We start from the raw sequence: 20,111 nt of genomic DNA on the forward strand, positions 1-20,111 counted from the left end.
TTTTTAAATAAACTCTATAATTTCAATTTTAAAAGCATAATTTTTGTAAAGTTAATTACTTAACAATTCAGCTTATACTTTTATTATATAGGCAAATTTTATATTAATCCAATTGATTTTACATGGCTAATTAATAGATTTTCTTTATAGAATTATATAAAAAATCTACAAATTTCCTTATAAAACAAAAATAAATCATTCTGTATTAAATGAGTAACATTTTTTTACTAATTTAAGTTTATAAATCAATAAAATTTTTTTATTAAACAATTTTTCATGAATCAATAAGTTTTTTTTATTAATTCAAAGCTCTATTAATTATATAACTGTTAAAAATAGAGCTAGTATTATTAATGGACTAGCTCTATTAAATATTATTAATCATAACTTCAAAATCAAAAATTTATATTTAGTTTACATAAATTTTTTCGAGATTCTCTATTTTTTCAAGTATAGCAATTACATCTCGTCCTTCTCTAACTCCATCAATTATTTTTCTAGTTCTTGAGCTATCACCTATATTGACTATTTTAATATTTTCTTGACCAAAATGTTCTTGTAAATCATTTAAAATTGCATTTTCTGATCTCATTCCAAGACATACAAAGCCATAATCAAAACCTAAGTTTACCTCATTGTCGTCTTTTTTCACTTTAAAATGATCTGATGCTACTTCAACAAGAGCTGTATTTGTATGAACATTTACATTATATTTTTTTATAACATCCATCATTGAAAGTTTAGTAATTACATCTAAATCTTTCCCCAGTAGAGGTTGCATTTCAACTATTGAAACGTTTGCATTTTTTTGCGCAAAAAATTCTACAACATCAAGGCCTACAGCTCCACCACCTATAACCACTACATTTTTACCTTCAAGATCATTAATATTATCAAATTCATCTATATTGTTTAAAAGTCCAAGTATTGAATATAGTTTTTCATCTTCTTTATCAATACGTTCTAATAACCCCTTTATAGGTGGCAATAATGGCTTAGATCCAGTTGCATTTACTATAACATCTGGCTCAAGGTTTTCTATAGCTTTTATATCTGCTTTTGTATTAATAAATATAGTTAAATTATTTAAATTTTCAGCTCTCTTAACTAAGTAATCAGGAAAATGTGAAATTCTATTTTTATCTGGTAGTTTTGAAATTTCTCTTGCAAGCCCACCTAGATAAGGTTTTTCTTCAAATAAGAATGTCACACATCCTAATTCTGCTGCTGTACAAGCTGCTTCAAGTCCAGCAGTTCCTCCACCTATAACTACTACATTTTTTTCCATTTTAATTTTTTTGTTTTTATAGGCTTCTCCATTTATTGTATCTGGGTTAATTGTACATCTAATAGGTCTGTTTAACGCTATTCTATGACCTGCACAACCAATGTTACATGAAATACATTTTCTTATAGTATCTTCCTCATTATTTCTAACCTTTAATACCCAATTAGGATCAGCTATTAATCCACGTCCTATACCTATTAAATCAGCTTTCCCCTCTGCTAAAATACTTTCAGCTACCTCTGGATTTCTTATATTCCCTGTTGTTATTACAGGTTTATTAAATTTATCTTTTACGGCTTTTGCCATATATGATCTCCAACCATCTTCAAGGTTCATGTTATCTATTTGATATTGCAATGAGTCATTTAAGGCTGCAGATACATTGAATATATCAACCTCATCATTTAAATATTCTAAAAGTTCAAGTGTATCTTCTAAAGTGTTTCCACCCTCTAGAAGTTCATCTGCACTAATTCTTAACATAATAGGAAAATGAGGACCAACTACTTCTCTTATTTTATTAATTATCATTCTTGCAAATCTTGTTCTATTTTCAGCGCAACCACCAAATTCATCTGTACGCTTGTTATATATAGGTGATAAGAATTGACTAATTAAATATGAATGTCCTGCATGGATTTCAACTGCATCGAATCCTGCTGTTTGAACTCTTCTTGCTGCCTTTCCGTATTTCTCAACTATTTCTAATATTTCATTCTTATCTAATGGTCTAGGAGTCGCTCCTCCAGTTTTAGAAGGAATATTAGAAGATGAAACAGGAACTTGACAATCTATTCTTTCTGGAACTGCAGATGCTCCAGAATGATTTATTTGCATCGCTACACATGTACCATATTTGTGTAATCTTTCAGTTAATTTGTATAGAGCTGGTATAAAGCTATCATGATCTATTCTAAGTTGTGTTGTTCCATTAGATCCTAAAGGGAATTCTACACATGCATTTTCTACTATTATTAATCCTGTTTCACCTTTAGCTCTTTGTTCATAGTATTTTATATGATCTTCATTAATCTCACCATTTTGACTTGCATAGTTTGTGCCCATTGGTGGCATAATGATTCTATTTTTTATTATCATATTTTTTACTTTTAATGAATTAAATATGTTATTATATCTTGTCACTTTTATTCCCCCATATTTATATTTATAATAAAACTTCTTGTGTTCCATTAAAATCTTTTTTGCGTTGTTAAATGCTTAACTTATAATGGCACACTATATTTTATTGACTCTAATTTTCTTATAAATTTATTATAATATAAATAATTAATTAAATTTATTGATAGCTGTGTCTTTATTTATAGAATTTTTTTATATATTTTGGTATACTATTTTGTATATAGTATAAATTAATAATAACTATCAGTATGAAAGGACTAAGGCTAAATGAATTTAAAACACCTTGAATATTTTAGAGTATTAGCTAAGATGGAACACTACACACAAGCTGCTGAACAGTTATCTATTACCCAGCCGAGCTTGACTTATGCTATTTCAGAGTTAGAGAAAGAATTAGGGACTTACTTATTCGAAAAACAAGGACGGAATGTTCGTTTAACTAAATACGGGAATTTTTTTCTTAGATATGTTGATAATGCTTTGAACGAATTAGAAAAGGGTGAAAAAGAATTAAGAGAATTGACAAGTCCATCTCACGGGAAGATTGATTTAGCATTTATTTATACCTTAGGTTCAAATTTCGTACCAAATATGATTCAAAGTTTTTTCAGTAATGAATCTAATAAGAATATTTCATTCTCATTTAACCAAAGAACTACAAAAAACATTATTCAAGGGCTTAAAGAGGAAAAATTTGACTTGGGATTTTGCTCTTTTGCTGAAAATGAATTTGATATAGATTTTACACCTATATTAAAACAAGAGCTAGTACTTATTGTTCCAAACCATCATCCACTTGCTACTTATGATAAAATTGATTTAAAAGATACTTCACCGTATCCGTTTATTTTCTTTAGCAAAGAAAGTGGTTTACGTTCATTTATCGATAACTTATTTGCAAAGGTTGATGTTGCTCCTAAAATTGTATGTGAAGTAGAAGAAGATAGTGCTGTCGCTGGTTTAGTTTCTATTAATTATGGCATTGCAGTTATTCCTCGTATCTGGTTATTAGACCAATTCGATATTAAAATTTTACAAATAGAAAATCCACCGCATGAACGATTTATCTACCTTGCCTCTGTGAAGAATAGATATTTGAGCCCTGCAGTACACAACTTCCGTAATTTTGCACTAAATTATAGTAAGAAGCATTTTTTAGACTAAATATATACTGTAGTATTACAGATGCACTTGTCTAAGAATATAAGATTTAATGCGCGCCTGTAATACTTTTTTTATTTCTTATAAAATCCTACTAATACCCCATCTCCTTCAATATCCTTGATAAAGTACGTAAACGCTCACCGATAAGTTCATCATCATTGCTAAGAGCTTGGCTAAAAAGTTTAATATCTTCATTAATCTTTTCATTGTCAGTACATACGGCTACTGTCATTGCGTCTCCCTGTAATCCTACCCTATCTATAATAGGATTTTCTGTATTATATAAGTTCTCATATCTATAAGCTTCTCTAAAGTGATGTTTTGCACTACAAACTAAAATTGCAAGATCAAGTACTCGATGGAATGGTAGCTCTTCAGACTGTCTAGACCATTTTTCTCCTGTGTGTCTCCATACTTTAGCTGAGATATCTACCTTACCTCTATCATTCCATTGAGCTAATCCTAATGAAAGGCCCTTTGCATCTGTATTATAAGCAGATCTCCCATCAATATTTTCATAGTTTTCACATACTACAACCGGTTTATGTTTTAAAGTAGTTGGTATTTTCATTTTTTACCTCCATTTATACTTAGTAAATTAGTAATTTACTTATTTTATTAATTTAATTATAATTCTATTAATATGTCCATGTCAACGTACAAAAAAAATGTAGTTTTTGAGTATATAGAAATTTTATCCAATACTAAAAACTACATTCATTATTATGTTGCATTTCCAAAACTTTTAATTTTATATATCTACGATACTACCCTAGTTTAATTTTTTCTACAACTTTTATTATCCTTAAATTCTCTAACTATCCCTATTTTAATCAATAATACTTTGGTAATATACTAAGTATAGGCTCAAAAGTATCTACTGTATTAATAATCACAGAAATATTGAATATTTTTACTTTTCTTATTGATTTAAAATATACAGGCCCTACAATTGAAATTTTTAATATATTTGCTTCTTAACCAATACTTAATTCTCTAACTTCTATTTCTCTTGAGTCATAATTTTTATTTTGATATTTTAAATCTTTAAGATTACCTCTATAAATTATATCACCATCTAAATTCAGAAAGTTTTGAGGCCTAACAAGATTTCTTGATATATTAAAATCTACAATACCACTTTCTTTTAAGATATAATATACAAATTCTGAACACAGAAATCTATAATCATAACACGATTCCTTATTAAGCACGCCGTCTAATAGCCCCTTATAATTATATTTATACAGGTTACTATTATCTATAAAGTGATTTAATAAACCTTTAGCAGCTTTGTATTGCTGTCTAGATACTTCAATCTCTATTATTGTACCGTGTAATGATCTCTGCAATTTATACAATCCTTTATTAATTTCCTCTTTCCTAAATACTCCGATGAAAGGATTATAAGTATGTTTTCTACTAAAGCTATACATATAATTAAGTTCTTTATCTAATGATATCGCCGCATGAGTAAATTCATCATCTTTAATTAATTGGATAAGTCTAGATACTATTGTATTTGTCCTTGTGAGAACTACATATAGGTGATATCTTTCCATTAATAATTACCGTCCTTTTTTATTTTATCTACTTATTATACAATATATAATTAAAAAAATAAATTCATATTAGCGATAAATAATATCAATGGTAAGAAAAATTACTTTTTATCATTCTGAAAACTTTATTTTATCAAAATATGGGTTTACTTTTATGATTTTTAGCAATAATAAATAAGTAAGAAATACTTTAAAAATAAAGGAGGATTTAAAAATGAAAGGAAAAGCATTATTATTAACATTAGCTCTATCAACAGCTGTATTTGTTGGATGTGCTAAGCAAGAACCTGCCGAAGACCAACAAGAACAAACTCAACAAGAAACTCCAGCCCCAGCTCCAGAAGCTACTCCAGATGTTGTAACAACAGCATCAATAGTAGATACTAATGAAGCTTTTGAAAAAGCAATAAGCAACGAAGGTACATGGATAATAGCTACATTAAAAGATTTAAAATTCGACAAAGACTTAGTTCTTGATGGAGAGTTTAAAAACGGTAAAAAAGATGATGCAGGTAAAGATGTTGTACAACGTAAAATAGCTCTTTATACTCAAGATGAAGAGCGTAATGTAACTGCTAGATTTACTTTAACTGCTCCAAAATTAACTATAAATAGTCCAAATGCTAGCATACAACACGGAACTTTCGTAGGTGATTTATATGTTTCATCTGAAAACTTCGAGTTAGTTGATAACAAAGTTGAAGGAAATATATATTTTACTACTCAAGAAGCTAAGGATACATTCAAAATGGATGACAAAAGCTCTGTAACTGGAAAACAAGAATTAAAAAAATAGTCTACATAAAGAATTAACCAATTGAAAATCAATTGGTTAATTTTTTTATTTCTAAACAAGATTAATAAGCAAAATCTTTGAGTTCGTTTTTGCATTGTACTATCAATTTGATTTAAATAGATTCCTATAATATAATGAATTTGTAAAATAAAAGAATTTTATTTAGAGATTTACTAATTTCAGGAGGTATTTCGATGGAAAGCCGTATTTCAGGGACAACCCGTTTATTAGGCGTTATTGGTACACCAGTACGTCATTCAAAATCTCCCCTAATGTATAACCATAGTTTTCAAAAATTAGGGCTAGATTATGCATATTTAGCTTTTGATACTCCCATTGAAAAAGTATCTGACGTAATAGAGTCTATAAAGACTTTAAATATGAGAGGAGTAAATGTTACAATGCCATGTAAAAGCGAGGTTCTTAAATACATGGACATATTATCTCCAGCTGCTCGTATCATCGGTGCCGTTAATACAATTATAAATAATGACGGGATATTAACAGGCCATATAACAGATGGCGTTGGTTTTGTCCGTAATTTAAAAGAACATGGTGTAGAAGTTAAAGATAAAAAGATCACTATAATTGGTGCTGGGGGTGCTGCAACAGCTATCGAAGTTCAATGTGCTTTAGATGGCGCTAAAGAAATATCTATTTTTAACGTAAAAGATGACTTTTATTTAAAGGCTGAAAAAACAATTGAAAACATAAAAAAAGAAGTCCCAAAATGTATTGTGAATATATACGATTTAGAAGATCAACAAAAGCTTAAAGAAGAAATTGCATCTAGTGAAATATTAGTAAATGCGACGCTTATAGGGATGCATCCTTATGAAGACAAAACAACTATTGAAGACCAAAGCATCTTTAGAAAGGACTTAATTGTCGCCGATGTTATCTATGATCCTAAAAAAACAAAGTTCTTAGAAGATGCTGAGACTGCTGGTTGTAAAACCATAGGTGGCATAGGAATGCTTTTATGGCAGGGAGCCGAATCCTTTAAGTTATATACCGGATTGGAAATGCCAGTAACAGAAGTTGAAGAATTACTTTTTAAATAAATTTGTAATTACGATTATTAGACATAAAGTGGTACTAAATTTATTGTTAATAACAAAAAACAAGAGCTCTATTGCAGTTAATAACTACAATAGAGCTCTTTATTAGGTGTCTAAACACCATATAATTAGTTTTTAGGAACAACGATTGCTTTTCCTGCTTTTTTCCACTCTGCAAATTCAGCAGTAGCAGTGAAAAGTACGTCTGTTGAAGAGTTAAGTGCAGTTTCACAAGAGTCTTGAATAACTCCTATTATAAATCCAACACCAACTACTTGCATTGCTATATCATTTGGGATACCAAGTAAGCTACATGCAAGAGGAATAAGTAGTAATGAACCACCAGCTACTCCAGAAGCTCCACAAGCACTTACAGTTGAAACTATACTTAATATTAATGCTGTACCAATATCTATTTTAATACCTAGTGTATGAGCTGCTGCAAGTGATAATACAGATATTGTAATAGCTGCACCAGCCATGTTTATAGTAGCACCAAGTGGAATTGATACTGTGTAAGTATCCTTATCTAACTTTAACTTTTCACATAATGTTAAATTTACTGGGATATTAGCAGCTGAACTACGTGTAAAGAATGCTGTAATACCACTTTCTCTTAAACACTTTAATACAAGTGGATATGGATTTTGACGAATAAAAACAAATGTGATAATTGGATTTACAATAAGTGCCACAGCTAGCATAGCGCCAACTAATACAAGAAGTAATCTTCCGTAGTTTAGTAAAGATCCAATACCACTTGTAGCAATTGTGTCAAATACTAGACCCATAATACCAAGTGGTGCAAAGTTAATTACCCATTTTACTATTGTCGCTAATGCATCTGAAAGATTAACAAGTGCTGTTTTTGTACTATCAGCTGCATTTTTTAATGCTAGACCAATAAGTAAGGCCCAAGCTAAAATACCAATGTAGTTAGCATCAGCAAGTGCAGTTACTGGATTAGAAACTATACTCATTAATAATGCTTTTAGTACTTCACCAACTCCTCCTGGAGGCGCTGCATTCTCAACCCCTGCTACAAGTGTTAATGTTGTTGGGAACATAAAACTCGCCACAACACCAACAACCGCTGCTGCAAATGTTCCGAAAACGTAAAGAACTATAACTGATTTCATATTAGTTTTTTGACCACTCTTATGTTGAGCGATAGCAGATGCTACTAAGAATAATACCAATATTGGTGCAACCGCTTTCAAAGAACCTACGAATAATGAACCAAAAATTCCGATTGGTTTTGCTGTTTCAGGAGCTATAGTAGCTAAAATAATACCGACGATTAAACCTATGATAATTCGCTTAACCAAACTCAATTGATTCCATTTGCTTAAAAAATTTCCCATTTTGAATTTTCCTCCTCTGATATTTTTTTGTTGAATATAAAAGTACTAGACTTTCAGAAAACAGTTTGCAATAAAGTTAAACGATTTCCTTTTTGTCGAACTGAATACTTTTAAAATTCATTCAATACTGAAAGTTTACCATAAATTTTATTTAATTACAAGGGGTTTTAGTTATCATATCGATAAATAAAATAATTTGTCGTTTCGGACTCCGTCATTTGCAATAACATTCAGATTATATCCGCTTTTAGGAATTTTATACACCTTATTTTAATATCTGATTTAAAATTTACTTTAATTTTATTTTCCTATATTTTATTTATTATAGATATTATGCCTTATTCCTTGTAATTACCTTAGAATTATAATAGAAGCATCTATGTACAGTCAGATGCTTCTATTAATAGTATTTGTTATCCTATTTCTTTAACTCTTCCCACAATTCCATTCTCAAGCATAACTTTTATACCATGATGATGCATATCTGAATTTGTAAGAATTCTTTTGACTATACCTTCAGTCAATTTTCCAGTACGTTGATCCTGTTTTTGTACTACCTTTACTCTTATACCCGGCTTTATATCTTTTCTCATTGTTCCATCCATGATATTCATCCTTTTTTATCTATGATTTACTATTACCCATATTTATATGCTAATGCTTATTTAGCTTTAATATAATCTTAGTGTATTTGTAGTCAAGCAACCCCTATGCTGAGAGAATAAGAAAAAACACTACATATGCAATGTATATGTAGTGTTTAATAACTTAATTAGTTAGTTTTTAGTTCTTGAGCGCCTGATACAGAACTAGTAGCATCCTTTGTAAATGTATCTTTAGCTTCTTGTGTAGTGAAGTATATGTTTCCTTCAACTTTAGCGTCTATTAATTTAAAGTTTGGAGCTGAAACATAAACATCACCTACAAATGTTCCTTTTGATATATTAGCGTCTGGGCTATTAATAATTAATTTTGGTGCTGTTAATGTAAATTTACGAGTTGTAACTTTAGCAGCATCTTGTGAATAAAGAGCTATTTTACGCATTTGTACAGGTGGAGTTTTTGTATTTGTAAAAGTTCCGTCTAACACAAGTTCTTTTGTAGTAGTTATATCATTTAATATACCTATTATCCACTTTCCATTTGCGCTCATTGCAGATTCTAAAGCAGAATCAGTTCTTACTAATGAAGCAGTTGCTACAGCATCTATTTGAGTTAATATTTTGCTTCCAGTTATAGTACCAGTTGCTTGTACGAATGTATCTTTAGCAGCTTGAGTTGTAAAGTATACATTTCCTTCAATTTTTGCATCTCCAGCTAATTTGAAGTTTGGTTGATTAACATAAACATCTCCCTTAACTGTAGTTCCTGATAATAAGAAGTTATCTCTATCAACATGAACATCACCTATGAATGTTCCATTTTGAATTCTAGCATTTGCACTCTTTATAGTTATTTTTGGTGCTGTTAATGTAAATTCACCTGTTACATTTTTAGCATCATCTTGAGTATATAAAGCTATTTTACGTTGTATAGCCTTTGTTCCATCTGTATTTAACTTACCGTTTTCAAAATCTCCATCTAATACAAGTTCTTTAGTACTAACTAAATCTTTAGTAGTAGCTATTATCCATTTACCTTCTGTTCCTATTGATTTTTCAAAAACTTCTATTTTATCTACATTTGTTGAAGCAGCTGTAACAACATCAGGTGTAACTACTATTTGCTCACCTGTTATAGTACCAGTCGCTGGTATAAATGTATCTTTAATTGCTTGAGTTGCGAAGTATACATTTCCTTCAATTTTAGCATCTCCTGCTAATTTGAAGTTTGGTTGATTAACATAAACGTTTCCTTTAACTGTAGTTCCTGATAATAGGAAGTTGTCTCTCTCAACATAAACATCTCCTATAAATGTTCCATTTTGAATTCTAGCATTTGCACTCTTTATAGTTATTTTTGGTGCTGTTAATGTAAATTCACCTGTTACATTTTTAGCATCATCTTGAGTATATAAAGCTATTTTACGTTGTATAGCTTTCGTACCATCTGCATTTAACTTACCGTTTTCAAAATCTCCTTCTAATACAAGGTTATTAGTACTAACTAAATCTTTAGTAGTAGCTATTATCCATTTACCTTCTGTACCTATAGATTTTTCAAAAACTTTTACATCATCTACTATTGAAGCAGCTGTAACAACATCTGGATCTGGATTTTCTGAAGGTCCTGTAGTATCATCTGGATCTTCTACTGGTGTTGTTGGTAGGTTTCCAGTTACAGAGCTTTTAGAATCCATTTTGAATGTAGACTTAGCTTTTTCAGTAGTGAAATACACATCTCCATCTATTTTAGCGCCTACTAAGCTAAAGTTTTCTGCTGAAACATAAAGATCTCCTTTGAATGTTCCATTTGTAATTCTAGCATTTGGACTCTTTATAGTTAGTTTTGGTGCTGTTAATGAATATCTAGCTGTTACTTTTCCAGCAGCATCTTGATTGTAAAGAGCTATGTTACGCTCAGTTTTACCATTGTGTTTAAAAGTTCCATCTAAAACAAGTGCTTTAGTAGTAGATAAGTTTTTGCTAGTAGCTATTATCCATTTACCATCTTTGCTCATTGATTTTTCTAAAACAGCTATACTACTTACATTTGTTGAAGCAGCTGAAACTGCATCAGTTTTTGGTGGTGTTGATGGTTTTGCATGTAATTTAGCATGAGTAGCTTTTCCAACTATACCATCAGCCTTAAGACCATTTTTAACTTGGAAGCTTTTTACTGCAGTTAACGTTTTCTGACCGAATACACCATCTATTTTATAAAGATCTGTATATCCTTTTTTGTAAAGTTCAAATTGTACAAGTTGTACTTGGCCACCTTTAGAACCTAATTTAACAGTTTCTTTAACTGGATTTATCATTGCACGAGTTATTGGATTTGCTATACCATTAGCAGTAAGACCCTTCTTAGCTTGATACTTCTTTACTTCAGCTTGTGTTTTACTTCCATATATTCCATCTACAGTAAGCTTCGCACCGTTATTGTTAAGCATAATTTGTAAAGATCTTACATCGTTACCTCTTGATCCTATTGTAAGTGAACTGCTTTTAGGTGCAGTTGATTTGCTTGATGACTTGCTTGATGACTTACCACTTGATGGCTTACTTGGTGTTGGCTTAGGTGCTGGTGTTGATGTACTGCCTGAAGCTGCAGAAACTACATCTGCCCCAAATGATCCTTCTAAATTACTTACTGGCATTGAGAATGTCAACGTTGCAGCTAAAACAAAACCTGCTATCATCGTTCTTTTTTTCACAGAAATTCCCCCTTTATTATACTTTTTTAAAATATTTTTAAAATATTTTGCAAATAAAAACAATCATACCGAAATAATTTAATGAATTATTTTGTTACTTTAACCATGATCTTAAGATATATTGTTCTCATTTGTAAAACGTTTCACAATGTAAGTATATCAATTAGATATTTAAAAGTAAATAGCTTCTTCACATAATCTTCACATAACCTTCACATATTTTTCGACAAAAAATCCCCCAAACTTATTAGTTTGAGGGAACATAAAATATACTTAAACTTCACTTAAAATCCTTGTAAGCCTTTGATATAAGGCTATTTCTTTTGTAGCTTTACTATAGTCTCTACGTGAGGAGTATTTGGGAACATATCCATACATCTAACTTTTTCTATATCATATCCGTAATTTTTAAACTCAACTAAATCTTTAACTAATGTCTTAGGATTACATGATATATATATTATTTCTTTTGCATTAAAGTTAACAATATCCTTTATTGCATCTTTGTGAACTCCAGGTCTTGGAGGATCTACTATTATTAAATCCGGTTTTGCTTTTATAGTCTTGACCTTTTGTCCAACATCTCCAGCTATAAACTCGCAATTGTTTAAATTATTTAACTTAGCATTTTGTTTAGCTGCATCTACTGCTTCTTCTACTATTTCTATACCAATTACTTTTTTTGCTCTTTGAGCCATAACTTGTGCTATTGTTCCTGTTCCACTGTATAAATCAAATATAACTTTGTTTTCGTATTCTCCTATAAACTCTCTTGCTATATTATATAAGACTTCTGCACCTTTAGTATTAGTTTGGAAGAAGGAAAAAGGTGATATTTTAAATTTAAGACCTAGTAATTCTTCATATATATAATCTCTTCCATGTAATACTCTAAGCTCATCACAATATACAGCATCAGATAATCTATCGTTTACAGTGTGTAATATACTTACTAAGTTTGCTTCTAAGTTCAAGTCTAATAATATATTCTTATATTCAGTCATATCAAAATCCAGCTGAGATGATGTAACTATATTTACCATTATCTCATTTGTGTTTATACCTTTTCTCACAACTAAGTTTCTTAAATAACCTTCATGGCTTAAAGTTCTATAATAAGGTATTTCCTTTGAACCAAAATATTCTACCGTAGATTTTAATACTTGTAGAAAATCATCATCTATTAAGAAACATCCATCTACAGTTAATATATCCATGTTTTTACCTTTTTTATGAAGGCCTAATGTCAAGGGGCCTCCCTTTATTTCATCTCCAAAAGTATACTCCATTTTATTTCTATATTTTCTCTCTCCCGGACTAGAAGTTATATCTTGAAACTGAAATCCAAATAAATTTTCATTTAAAAATAAATCCATAACTTGCTTTTCTTTTATTTCTAATTGTTTATCATAAGGAACAGATAAAATTGTACATCCACCACATGCATCAAAGTGTTTACATGGATCTTGAGTTTCTAGAGGAGATCTTTCTAACACCTCTAGTAATTTTACTTCTGCTTTGTCTTTTCTAACTTTCTTTACAAGGGCTTTAACCTTTTGACCAGTTATTCCGCCCTTCATCTCAACCTTTTTATCATCTATATAAGTTACACTATTTCCTCCAAATGCCATCTTATCCACGTTAATTTCAATTATCTCTCTTTTTTTCACTTTTATTCCTCCATTAAAGCTCTTATTTCATTTATATTTTTCTTTCCTTTAGATTCTAAATAATCTATTATTTTATTAATAGAAGTATTCATAATAAGTTCCTCAGGCATATTTATATCCTTAAATACTTCTAAAACTGAATCAAACTTACCTATATCAAAAGCTATATGAGTATCACTTCCTGCAACTACTTTTACCTTTAATTTTCTACACAATTTTACTATTTCTATACATCTTTCTTTACTTCCAACCCTACTCTTTCCAAAAGAACTATTATTTATTTCTATTAATACATTATTTTCTTTGGCAGCTTTTACAAATCTTTCAATATCTATATCAAAGTAAGGATTACCTGGATGGCATATTACATCTACATATGGATTTTTCATAGCACTTATAATGGCATTAGTATGTTGCTCTTTGGTTCCTTGAGGTATACATACGTCATGTAAGCTAGCTAATACTATGTCTAATTCTTTTAATGTTTTTTCACCTACATCTATATTACCATCATAATCTATTATGTTTGCTTCAACGCCTCTTAAAACGTATATGCCGTCTATAATTCTAGGTATAATTCTTTGATTGTTTATATGAAATATATGAGGCCCTCCAGGCATATAAGGTCCATGATCTGTAAGGGCAAACATCTTTATTTCATTATTCTTAGCTTCTCTTACTAAATCATGTAAAGTAGAATAAGCATGTCCACTAGCTAGTGTATGACAATGAGTATCTAAAACCATTTTCATTTATTTCACCTTCTTATCTTTGTTCAAGAAGCACTAATTCTTCATCACTTAATTCTCTATATTCTCCTAAAGCTAATTTTTCATCTAATTTCAATCCGCCCATAGATATTCTTTTTAGATATATAACTTTTTTACCTACACTTTCAAACATTCTTTTAACTTGATGAAACTTCCCTTCGTGTATAGTTAATTCTATTTCCGATATGTTATCAGACTTTATTATATTAAGGTTCGAACTCATAGTTACATACCCATCATCAAGTTCTACTCCTTTTTCAAAAGCTTCAATGTCATCCTCTGTAACAATACCTTCTACTTTTGCATAATAAGTTTTTGGTACATGTTTCTTAGGAGATAAAACCCTATGGGATAACTGACCATCATTTGTAAGTACTAATAAACCCTCAGTATCTTTGTCTAATCTACCAACTGGAAATGGTTCAAATACAAGGTACGTAGGATCTATTAAATCAAGTACCGTTTTATCGTGTTTATCAAAGGTTGCAGATACACATCCGGCTGGCTTATTTAACAATATATATATATATTCTCTGTAATCTACTTTTTCTCCATCAAATACTATACTATCATTCTCTGGATCTACTTGCATTGCTGAATTTTTAGCTGTTTCTCCATTTACAGTAACTATACCGTATTTGCAGTATTTTTTTATTTCCGCTCTACTTCCATATCCTAAATTAGATAATACTTTTTCTAATCGCTGTTTTTTACCCATTTTATCCTCCAACTTCTATGTACTGAGTTTTTAGAAATGTTCTCCATTTTCATAGTATTTCTCTTTTTCAAAAACTGTAAATGCTAAATCCATACTTTCTATATTTAAATTATTTCTCATATTATCTGTAATTATTTTTGCTACCTTATCTTGTATTTCTTGACCTCTATCGAACCAAGATACCTCTACAAATGGGTATACGTCTGATATTTGTCCATTTCTTATAGCTAAAGATTGTATGCATTCTATTTCAAAATAATCCCTTGGACATTTTACTGCTTCAACTAATTCATCTATCATATTTTCACTTATTTTACATATTTCTTCTGCCTTTACACCTCTTATTTTTATTTGTGGCATACTACACCTCCTAATTTCACTATTATAAGTATTATTATACATGAATATTATTATACTTTTTAATTTTGGTTATTACAATTTTATCTATACATTTTTTAATTTTTATGGGTATAATATATTTGGTAAAGAAATACAATAATGTATTCATAATAACTTATTATTTTACATATCAAAGGGAGGATTAACGATGGCATTAATTAGTACTAAAGAAATGTTTAAAAAAGCTTATGAAGGTGGATATGCTATAGGCGCTTTCAATATAAGTAACTTAGAGCAAGTACAAGGAGTATTAAAAGCTGCTAAAGCTAAAAATTCATCTGTTATGTTACAAGCTTCATCTTCAGCTATAAAGTATACTGGACCTAAGACATTAGTAAATATGGTTGAAACTGCATCTAATGAACTAGGATTAGATGTTGCCCTACACTTAGATCATGGATCAAATCTAGATGCGGTTAAAATGTGTATAGATGCAGGATTTACATCCGTTATGATAGATGGTTCTCACCACGAATACGAGGAAAACGTTAGAATAACTAAAGAAGTAGTAGATTACGCTCATGAACGTGGAGTTGTAGTTGAAGCTGAACTTGGCGTATTAGCAGGTATTGAAGATGATGTAGTAGCAGCGCATCACGTATATACTGACCCAGATCAAGCAGTAGACTTTGTAGAAAGAACTGGTGTTGATTCATTAGCAATAGCTATAGGAACTTCTCACGGAGCATTTAAATTTAAGGGTGAAGCTAAATTAAGATTCGATATATTAGAAGAAATTCAAAATAAATTACCAGGATTCCCAATAGTTCTTCATGGTGCTTCTTCTGTTGATCCTGAAGTTATTGAAACTTGTAATAAGTACGGAGGAAATATAGCTGGTGCTAAGGGTATACCTATAGATATGTTAAGAAAAGCTACTTCTATGGCTGTATGTAAAATAAATATGGATACAGACTTAAGATTAGCTATGACTGCAGCTGTAAGAAAATTCTTAGTTGAAAACCCAAAAGAATTTGACCCAAGAAAATATATAGGTGCTGGTCGAGATGCTATACAATCAGTTGTAGAAGATAAAATAGAAAACGTTTTAGGTTCTATTGATTCAGCTAAATAGTTACTAAAAAGGATGAGATACTAATATCTCATCCTTTTTTAATTATAAAATTTTGATTCGCCTTGCAATAACCTTTTCGATATTATTTTTGTCAAATTCATAAGAGATGCTATTTTAATGTTTGCAAATGATATAACAAATACAAACTTAACATCTGTAAAAGTATCATCTATGTCGTATATTTCAAAGTAACATCTTAAATTATCATATATATATTCCTCTTGTAAATCAGCTTCAATTTCATCACAAGCATCTTTCAAATAAGCTCTTATATCTTCAAATAATACTTGAAAATAAGATTCATCTACGTCTTCTCCAAGTTCCTCCATTAAATCGTCTAGGTCTTCATATCTAAATACAGATTTATCTAGTTTACAGTCAAATGCCATTATGTTTTTCTGATTTATAGTATTAGAGATATCTTCTACATATTCAAAGTCCGGGCGTAATCTCAATGATTCTATTACATCTTCGCTTTTAAGTTTTAACTTTCCTCTTTTATTTTGGAAATTAACTTCTATCATATTTAACCTCCCCCAAGCCATATTATAAGGATAAACCTTTTATTATATCGCTTATTTCATACCAATTTTTGACTCTTATTATATTTTCGTGACTTATATCTTTATTATAATTAGTTTCTATAAGAAGCACCTTTATACCTTCATGTGCCAAATCTAGGGCATTATCAGGATTATCTTCTATAAAAATATCACAGTTTAACTCTTTTGCTTTATCTACCTTATAGTAGCTTCCTAATAAGTGAACGTCTATTTTGGGGAATTCTTTCTCCATTAGCCATTCCAATGTATATTGTTCCAATACATTACTTCTAGCTGTTACAAAGTATACATTGTGTTCATTATATAATTTAGTTATTATATTATGGGAACCTTCAACTATATCTGCTTCTTTATAACAATAACTATATTCATTATGAAACTTTTCTAATATATCTTCTAAGGATTTATTATATAAAACTTCTAGCTTATGAGTATAACAATCTTCAGCTTTTATATTTTCATCATATATCTCATTCATATAAGGTATAAAATGATATGGGTCTGTTATAGTTCCATCTATATCTATACAAATATTTAAATTTTTCATATATGTCCTCCAGGTATAAGTATGACTTTACAAGTTAACTATTATAACATAGTCTATGTTTTAATGCAAAATTCTACTTATTTATATAATTCTAAAAAGCCTACTTTTGCAAGCAAGCTTTTTAGAATTATATTTAATTTTTTATTTCGGCTTCAACTATCTTTACTTTTTCTACGAAATTTTTTATATATTCATCAGATAGTTCCATATACTCTTTTACTTCTCCCAAATATTTAGGGTTTTTTGTATTTATAAAACTCACTCCAGATTCCATTGCCTTACTTCTTAGTATATAAGCTTTTTGAACATCGATTTTTGCATTATATAGTTCTTTTTCATATTTTTCTCTAGCCAAGTCTGGAACCTCTAATGCCTCATATGTCTCAACAACTTCTTCGCATTTTTGTTGTGCATCTACTACTTCTTTCTTTATTTGCTTTAAGTTTGATGCATCTTCTAAAAATACCTTTGCATTTGGTATACATTCTCTCATAGGAATTAATGCTATCTTTTCTATATCATAAACTTCACTTTTAAATTCAAATACTAAATCAGAATCTTTTACTTCTTCTTTATTATTTTCTACATTTAAAGTAGATTTAGGTTCTTCTCCTATATTTTCTTCACTTTCATCATTTATAACAATCTCTTTTTCTTTATTTGGACTTTGCTTTTTAATACCCACTGATTTTGTGTCTTTAGATACACTTTCCTTTTCTAGTTCTACTTCATCTGCTGCATAAGAATTATAATAAATCATATCCCTTATACTATTTACTTTACTTATATATATGTTACTTATAAGTATAAGACTAGATAATACGGTATATATACTAGCATATGTGCAAGCTCTTTTAAGGTTCTTATTGTTTCTAAACAAAATTACTAAAGGTATTAAATACAAGAGCAAGATCACCAAAATCCACCTCATAGATCACGACTCCTTTATACTTTAAATTGAGATTGATATAAACTTGCATATATTCCTTTTTTGTCGATAAGCTCCTCGTGTTTTCCAATCTCTGATATTTTATCTTTATCTAAAACCACTATTCTATCTGCATTTTTTATTGTTGCTAATCTATGTGCTATTACTAGAGTTGTTCTATCCTTACTTAAATCATATAGAGCTTTTTGTATTATTTGCTCGGTTTTATTATCAAGTGCTGAAGTAGCTTCATCTAATATTAATATCTTTGGATTTCTCAAGAACATCCTTGCGATTGCTATTCTTTGTTTTTGTCCACCTGATAACTTTACACCTCTTTCTCCTATATAACTATCATATCCATTTTCTAGAGAAATTATAAATTCATGGGCATTTGCACTTTTAGCTGCTTTTATTATTTCGTCATCACTTGCCCCTATATTTCCATAAGCTATATTTTCTTTTATAGTTCCATAAAATAAAAAAACATCTTGTTGAACTATTCCTATATTATTTCTTAATGACCTTAAAAATATATCTTTAATATCTATATTATCTATTTTTATACTACCACTTCTCACACCATAGAATCTAGGAATTAAACTACATAAAGTTGTTTTACCAACTCCTGATGCACCTACAAATGCAACTGTTTCGTTTGGTCTTATATGTAGACTTATATCATTTAATATATCTTTTTTATCTTCATATGAAAAATGGACATTCTCGAATTTTATATCCCCTTTTACATTTTCTATATTTATAGCACTTTTTGAATCTTTTATACTTGGATTAATATTCATTATTTCCATAAATCTTGAAAAACTTGCCATTCCCTTTTGATAGCTTTCTATTAGATTAGATATTTTTCTTATAGGCTGTAAAAACAATGATATATAAAGCAAAAAACCTACTAAGTCTCCTATAGTAAGATCATGCGTAGTTATTAGATATCCACCGTATATTAAAATAATGAGATTTATAAAATTTGAAAAAAATGTAATTCCGGAAAAAAATTCTGCCATTGCTTTATAAGAATCTTCTTTTGCTTTTCTAAAATTTAAATTACCAATTCTAAACTTCTTTTCTTCATATTGTTCATTATTAAAAGCTTTAACAACTCTAATTCCACTTATACTATCCTCAGCTTGAGAATTTATATCCCCAAGCTTTGATCTTAACTCTCGGAATGACTTTCTCATAGACTTATTTTTATTTATACCAAAATACAATATGAATGGTATTATAATCAATACAGCTACTGCAAGCTTTACGTTTAACACCATCATCATAATAGATGAACCTATTAATGTTATAGTAGCTATAAACAAATCTTCAGGCCCATGATGTGCAAGTTCTGAAATTTCATTTAAATCATTAACTAGCCTGGACATTATTTGGCCTGTTTTATTGTTATCAAAATAGGAGAATGATAGTTTATTTATATGAGAAAATAAATCTTCTCTCATATCATATTCCATTCTTACCCCTAACATATGACCCCAATAATCTACTATATATTGAAGCGCACTTCTTAATACATATATAACTAGAAGTATTATGCCTATTGTTATTAATAGCTTTAGGTTCTTAGATGGTATTATATTATCTATAATATTTTTAGCAACTATAGGAGATATTAAATCTATTATAGATATTAAAAAGGCACATGAAAAATCTAATAAAAACAATCCTTTATGTGGTTTATAATATTGAACAAACTTTCTTACCATGTGTTTTCCCCCCTTAC

Annotated in this window: 18 protein-coding genes; 4 read left to right on the top strand and 14 right to left on the bottom strand. The window is 29.6% G+C overall.

The window, feature by feature from the left end:
• Nucleotides 1–409: 409 nt before the first annotated feature.
• Nucleotides 410–2,431, bottom strand: a complete 2,022-nt coding sequence (locus ACUSRV_RS08770; protein ID WP_490141564.1) for an oxidoreductase — start codon at nt 2,429–2,431, stop codon at nt 410–412.
• A 264-nt stretch (nt 2,432–2,695) separates the two neighbouring features.
• Here ACUSRV_RS08770 and ACUSRV_RS08775 point away from each other — a divergent pair, with 264 nt between their 5' ends.
• Complete coding sequence (locus tag ACUSRV_RS08775; protein WP_490141565.1) at nt 2,696–3,592, top strand: LysR family transcriptional regulator; 897 nt, start codon at nt 2,696–2,698, stop codon at nt 3,590–3,592.
• Between the two features lie 91 nt (nt 3,593–3,683).
• Here ACUSRV_RS08775 and ACUSRV_RS08780 read toward each other — a convergent pair whose 3' ends face one another.
• Both ACUSRV_RS08780 and ACUSRV_RS08785 read right to left on the bottom strand, forming a co-directional pair.
• Nucleotides 3,684–4,163 (bottom strand): DUF6530 family protein, encoded by a 480-nt coding sequence (locus tag ACUSRV_RS08780; RefSeq protein ID WP_490141566.1) that lies wholly within the window; start codon nt 4,161–4,163, stop codon nt 3,684–3,686.
• A gap of 406 nt (nt 4,164–4,569) precedes the next feature.
• Nucleotides 4,570–5,154 (bottom strand): hypothetical protein, encoded by a 585-nt coding sequence (locus tag ACUSRV_RS08785; protein WP_490141567.1) that lies wholly within the window; start codon nt 5,152–5,154, stop codon nt 4,570–4,572.
• A 214-nt stretch (nt 5,155–5,368) separates the two neighbouring features.
• On the opposite strand from ACUSRV_RS08785, the gene ACUSRV_RS08790 reads away from it, so the two are divergent.
• Together ACUSRV_RS08790 and aroE are read left to right on the top strand one after the other, a co-directional pair.
• Nucleotides 5,369–5,950 carry a hypothetical protein gene (locus ACUSRV_RS08790; RefSeq protein ID WP_490141568.1) on the top strand — a complete coding sequence of 194 codons (582 nt, stop codon included), beginning with the start codon at nt 5,369–5,371 and terminating at the stop codon, nt 5,948–5,950.
• 194 nt (nt 5,951–6,144) lie between these two features.
• A complete protein-coding gene (aroE, locus tag ACUSRV_RS08795; protein WP_490141569.1) occupies nt 6,145–7,014 on the top strand; it encodes a shikimate dehydrogenase in 870 nt (289 codons plus the stop codon).
• A gap of 125 nt (nt 7,015–7,139) precedes the next feature.
• Here aroE and sstT read toward each other — a convergent pair whose 3' ends face one another.
• From sstT to ACUSRV_RS08830, 7 genes are all read right to left on the bottom strand, one after another.
• Entirely contained in the window at nt 7,140–8,375 is a 1,236-nt protein-coding gene (sstT, locus tag ACUSRV_RS08800) for a serine/threonine transporter SstT (RefSeq protein WP_490141570.1), read from the bottom strand.
• Nucleotides 8,376–8,788: 413 nt separating this feature from the next.
• Nucleotides 8,789–8,980 carry a YwbE family protein gene (locus ACUSRV_RS08805; RefSeq protein ID WP_490141571.1) on the bottom strand — a complete coding sequence of 64 codons (192 nt, stop codon included), beginning with the start codon at nt 8,978–8,980 and terminating at the stop codon, nt 8,789–8,791.
• A 167-nt stretch (nt 8,981–9,147) separates the two neighbouring features.
• Nucleotides 9,148–11,691, bottom strand: a complete 2,544-nt coding sequence (locus ACUSRV_RS08810) for a peptidoglycan-binding protein (RefSeq protein WP_490141572.1) — start codon at nt 11,689–11,691, stop codon at nt 9,148–9,150.
• A gap of 314 nt (nt 11,692–12,005) precedes the next feature.
• Nucleotides 12,006–13,361, bottom strand: coding sequence for a 23S rRNA (uracil(1939)-C(5))-methyltransferase RlmD (gene rlmD / locus ACUSRV_RS08815; protein ID WP_490141573.1), 1,356 nt, complete (start codon nt 13,359–13,361; stop codon nt 12,006–12,008).
• A gap of 2 nt (nt 13,362–13,363) precedes the next feature.
• Nucleotides 13,364–14,113, bottom strand: a complete 750-nt coding sequence (locus ACUSRV_RS08820) for a phosphatase (RefSeq protein WP_490141574.1) — start codon at nt 14,111–14,113, stop codon at nt 13,364–13,366.
• A 13-nt stretch (nt 14,114–14,126) separates the two neighbouring features.
• Nucleotides 14,127–14,849, bottom strand: a complete 723-nt coding sequence (locus ACUSRV_RS08825) for a pseudouridine synthase (RefSeq protein WP_490141575.1) — start codon at nt 14,847–14,849, stop codon at nt 14,127–14,129.
• Nucleotides 14,850–14,879: 30 nt separating this feature from the next.
• On the bottom strand, nt 14,880–15,209 hold the full coding sequence (locus ACUSRV_RS08830; RefSeq protein ID WP_490141576.1) for a DUF1904 domain-containing protein: 330 nt from the start codon (nt 15,207–15,209) through the stop codon (nt 14,880–14,882).
• A gap of 187 nt (nt 15,210–15,396) precedes the next feature.
• Here ACUSRV_RS08830 and fba point away from each other — a divergent pair, with 187 nt between their 5' ends.
• Nucleotides 15,397–16,323: a class II fructose-1,6-bisphosphate aldolase gene (fba, locus tag ACUSRV_RS08835; RefSeq protein ID WP_490141577.1), complete on the top strand. Its 927-nt coding sequence runs from the start codon at nt 15,397–15,399 to the stop codon at nt 16,321–16,323.
• A 38-nt stretch (nt 16,324–16,361) separates the two neighbouring features.
• Here the strand turns inward: fba and ACUSRV_RS08840 are convergent, their stop codons facing one another.
• From ACUSRV_RS08840 to ACUSRV_RS08855, 4 genes are all read right to left on the bottom strand, one after another.
• A complete protein-coding gene (locus ACUSRV_RS08840; protein WP_490141578.1) occupies nt 16,362–16,847 on the bottom strand; it encodes a hypothetical protein in 486 nt (161 codons plus the stop codon).
• A gap of 22 nt (nt 16,848–16,869) precedes the next feature.
• Entirely contained in the window at nt 16,870–17,433 is a 564-nt protein-coding gene (locus ACUSRV_RS08845) for a 5' nucleotidase, NT5C type (RefSeq protein WP_490141579.1), read from the bottom strand.
• Between the two features lie 133 nt (nt 17,434–17,566).
• Entirely contained in the window at nt 17,567–18,364 is a 798-nt protein-coding gene (locus ACUSRV_RS08850; RefSeq protein WP_490141580.1) for a hypothetical protein, read from the bottom strand.
• Nucleotides 18,365–18,378: 14 nt separating this feature from the next.
• A complete protein-coding gene (locus tag ACUSRV_RS08855; protein WP_490141581.1) occupies nt 18,379–20,094 on the bottom strand; it encodes an ABC transporter ATP-binding protein in 1,716 nt (571 codons plus the stop codon).
• Nucleotides 20,095–20,111: the final 17 nt, after the last annotated feature.

The sequence above is a fragment of the Sporacetigenium sp. TC11 genome (genome assembly GCF_058146105.1).

Coding starts and splice junctions, on each gene's coding strand:
- ACUSRV_RS08850 (WP_490141580.1), bottom strand. CDS start 18,364: ATGAGGTGGATTTTGGTGATCTTGCTCTTGTATTTAATACCTTTAGTA.
- ACUSRV_RS08775 (WP_490141565.1), top strand. CDS start 2,696: ATGAATTTAAAACACCTTGAATATTTTAGAGTATTAGCTAAGATGGAA.
- aroE (WP_490141569.1), top strand. CDS start 6,145: ATGGAAAGCCGTATTTCAGGGACAACCCGTTTATTAGGCGTTATTGGT.
- ACUSRV_RS08840 (WP_490141578.1), bottom strand. CDS start 16,847: ATGATAGAAGTTAATTTCCAAAATAAAAGAGGAAAGTTAAAACTTAAA.
- ACUSRV_RS08780 (WP_490141566.1), bottom strand. CDS start 4,163: ATGAAAATACCAACTACTTTAAAACATAAACCGGTTGTAGTATGTGAA.
- fba (WP_490141577.1), top strand. CDS start 15,397: ATGGCATTAATTAGTACTAAAGAAATGTTTAAAAAAGCTTATGAAGGT.
- sstT (WP_490141570.1), bottom strand. CDS start 8,375: ATGGGAAATTTTTTAAGCAAATGGAATCAATTGAGTTTGGTTAAGCGA.
- ACUSRV_RS08855 (WP_490141581.1), bottom strand. CDS start 20,094: ATGGTAAGAAAGTTTGTTCAATATTATAAACCACATAAAGGATTGTTT.
- ACUSRV_RS08845 (WP_490141579.1), bottom strand. CDS start 17,433: ATGAAAAATTTAAATATTTGTATAGATATAGATGGAACTATAACAGAC.
- ACUSRV_RS08805 (WP_490141571.1), bottom strand. CDS start 8,980: ATGGATGGAACAATGAGAAAAGATATAAAGCCGGGTATAAGAGTAAAG.
- ACUSRV_RS08820 (WP_490141574.1), bottom strand. CDS start 14,113: ATGAAAATGGTTTTAGATACTCATTGTCATACACTAGCTAGTGGACAT.
- ACUSRV_RS08825 (WP_490141575.1), bottom strand. CDS start 14,849: ATGGGTAAAAAACAGCGATTAGAAAAAGTATTATCTAATTTAGGATAT.
- ACUSRV_RS08785 (WP_490141567.1), bottom strand. CDS start 5,154: ATGGAAAGATATCACCTATATGTAGTTCTCACAAGGACAAATACAATA.
- ACUSRV_RS08790 (WP_490141568.1), top strand. CDS start 5,369: ATGAAAGGAAAAGCATTATTATTAACATTAGCTCTATCAACAGCTGTA.
- ACUSRV_RS08830 (WP_490141576.1), bottom strand. CDS start 15,209: ATGCCACAAATAAAAATAAGAGGTGTAAAGGCAGAAGAAATATGTAAA.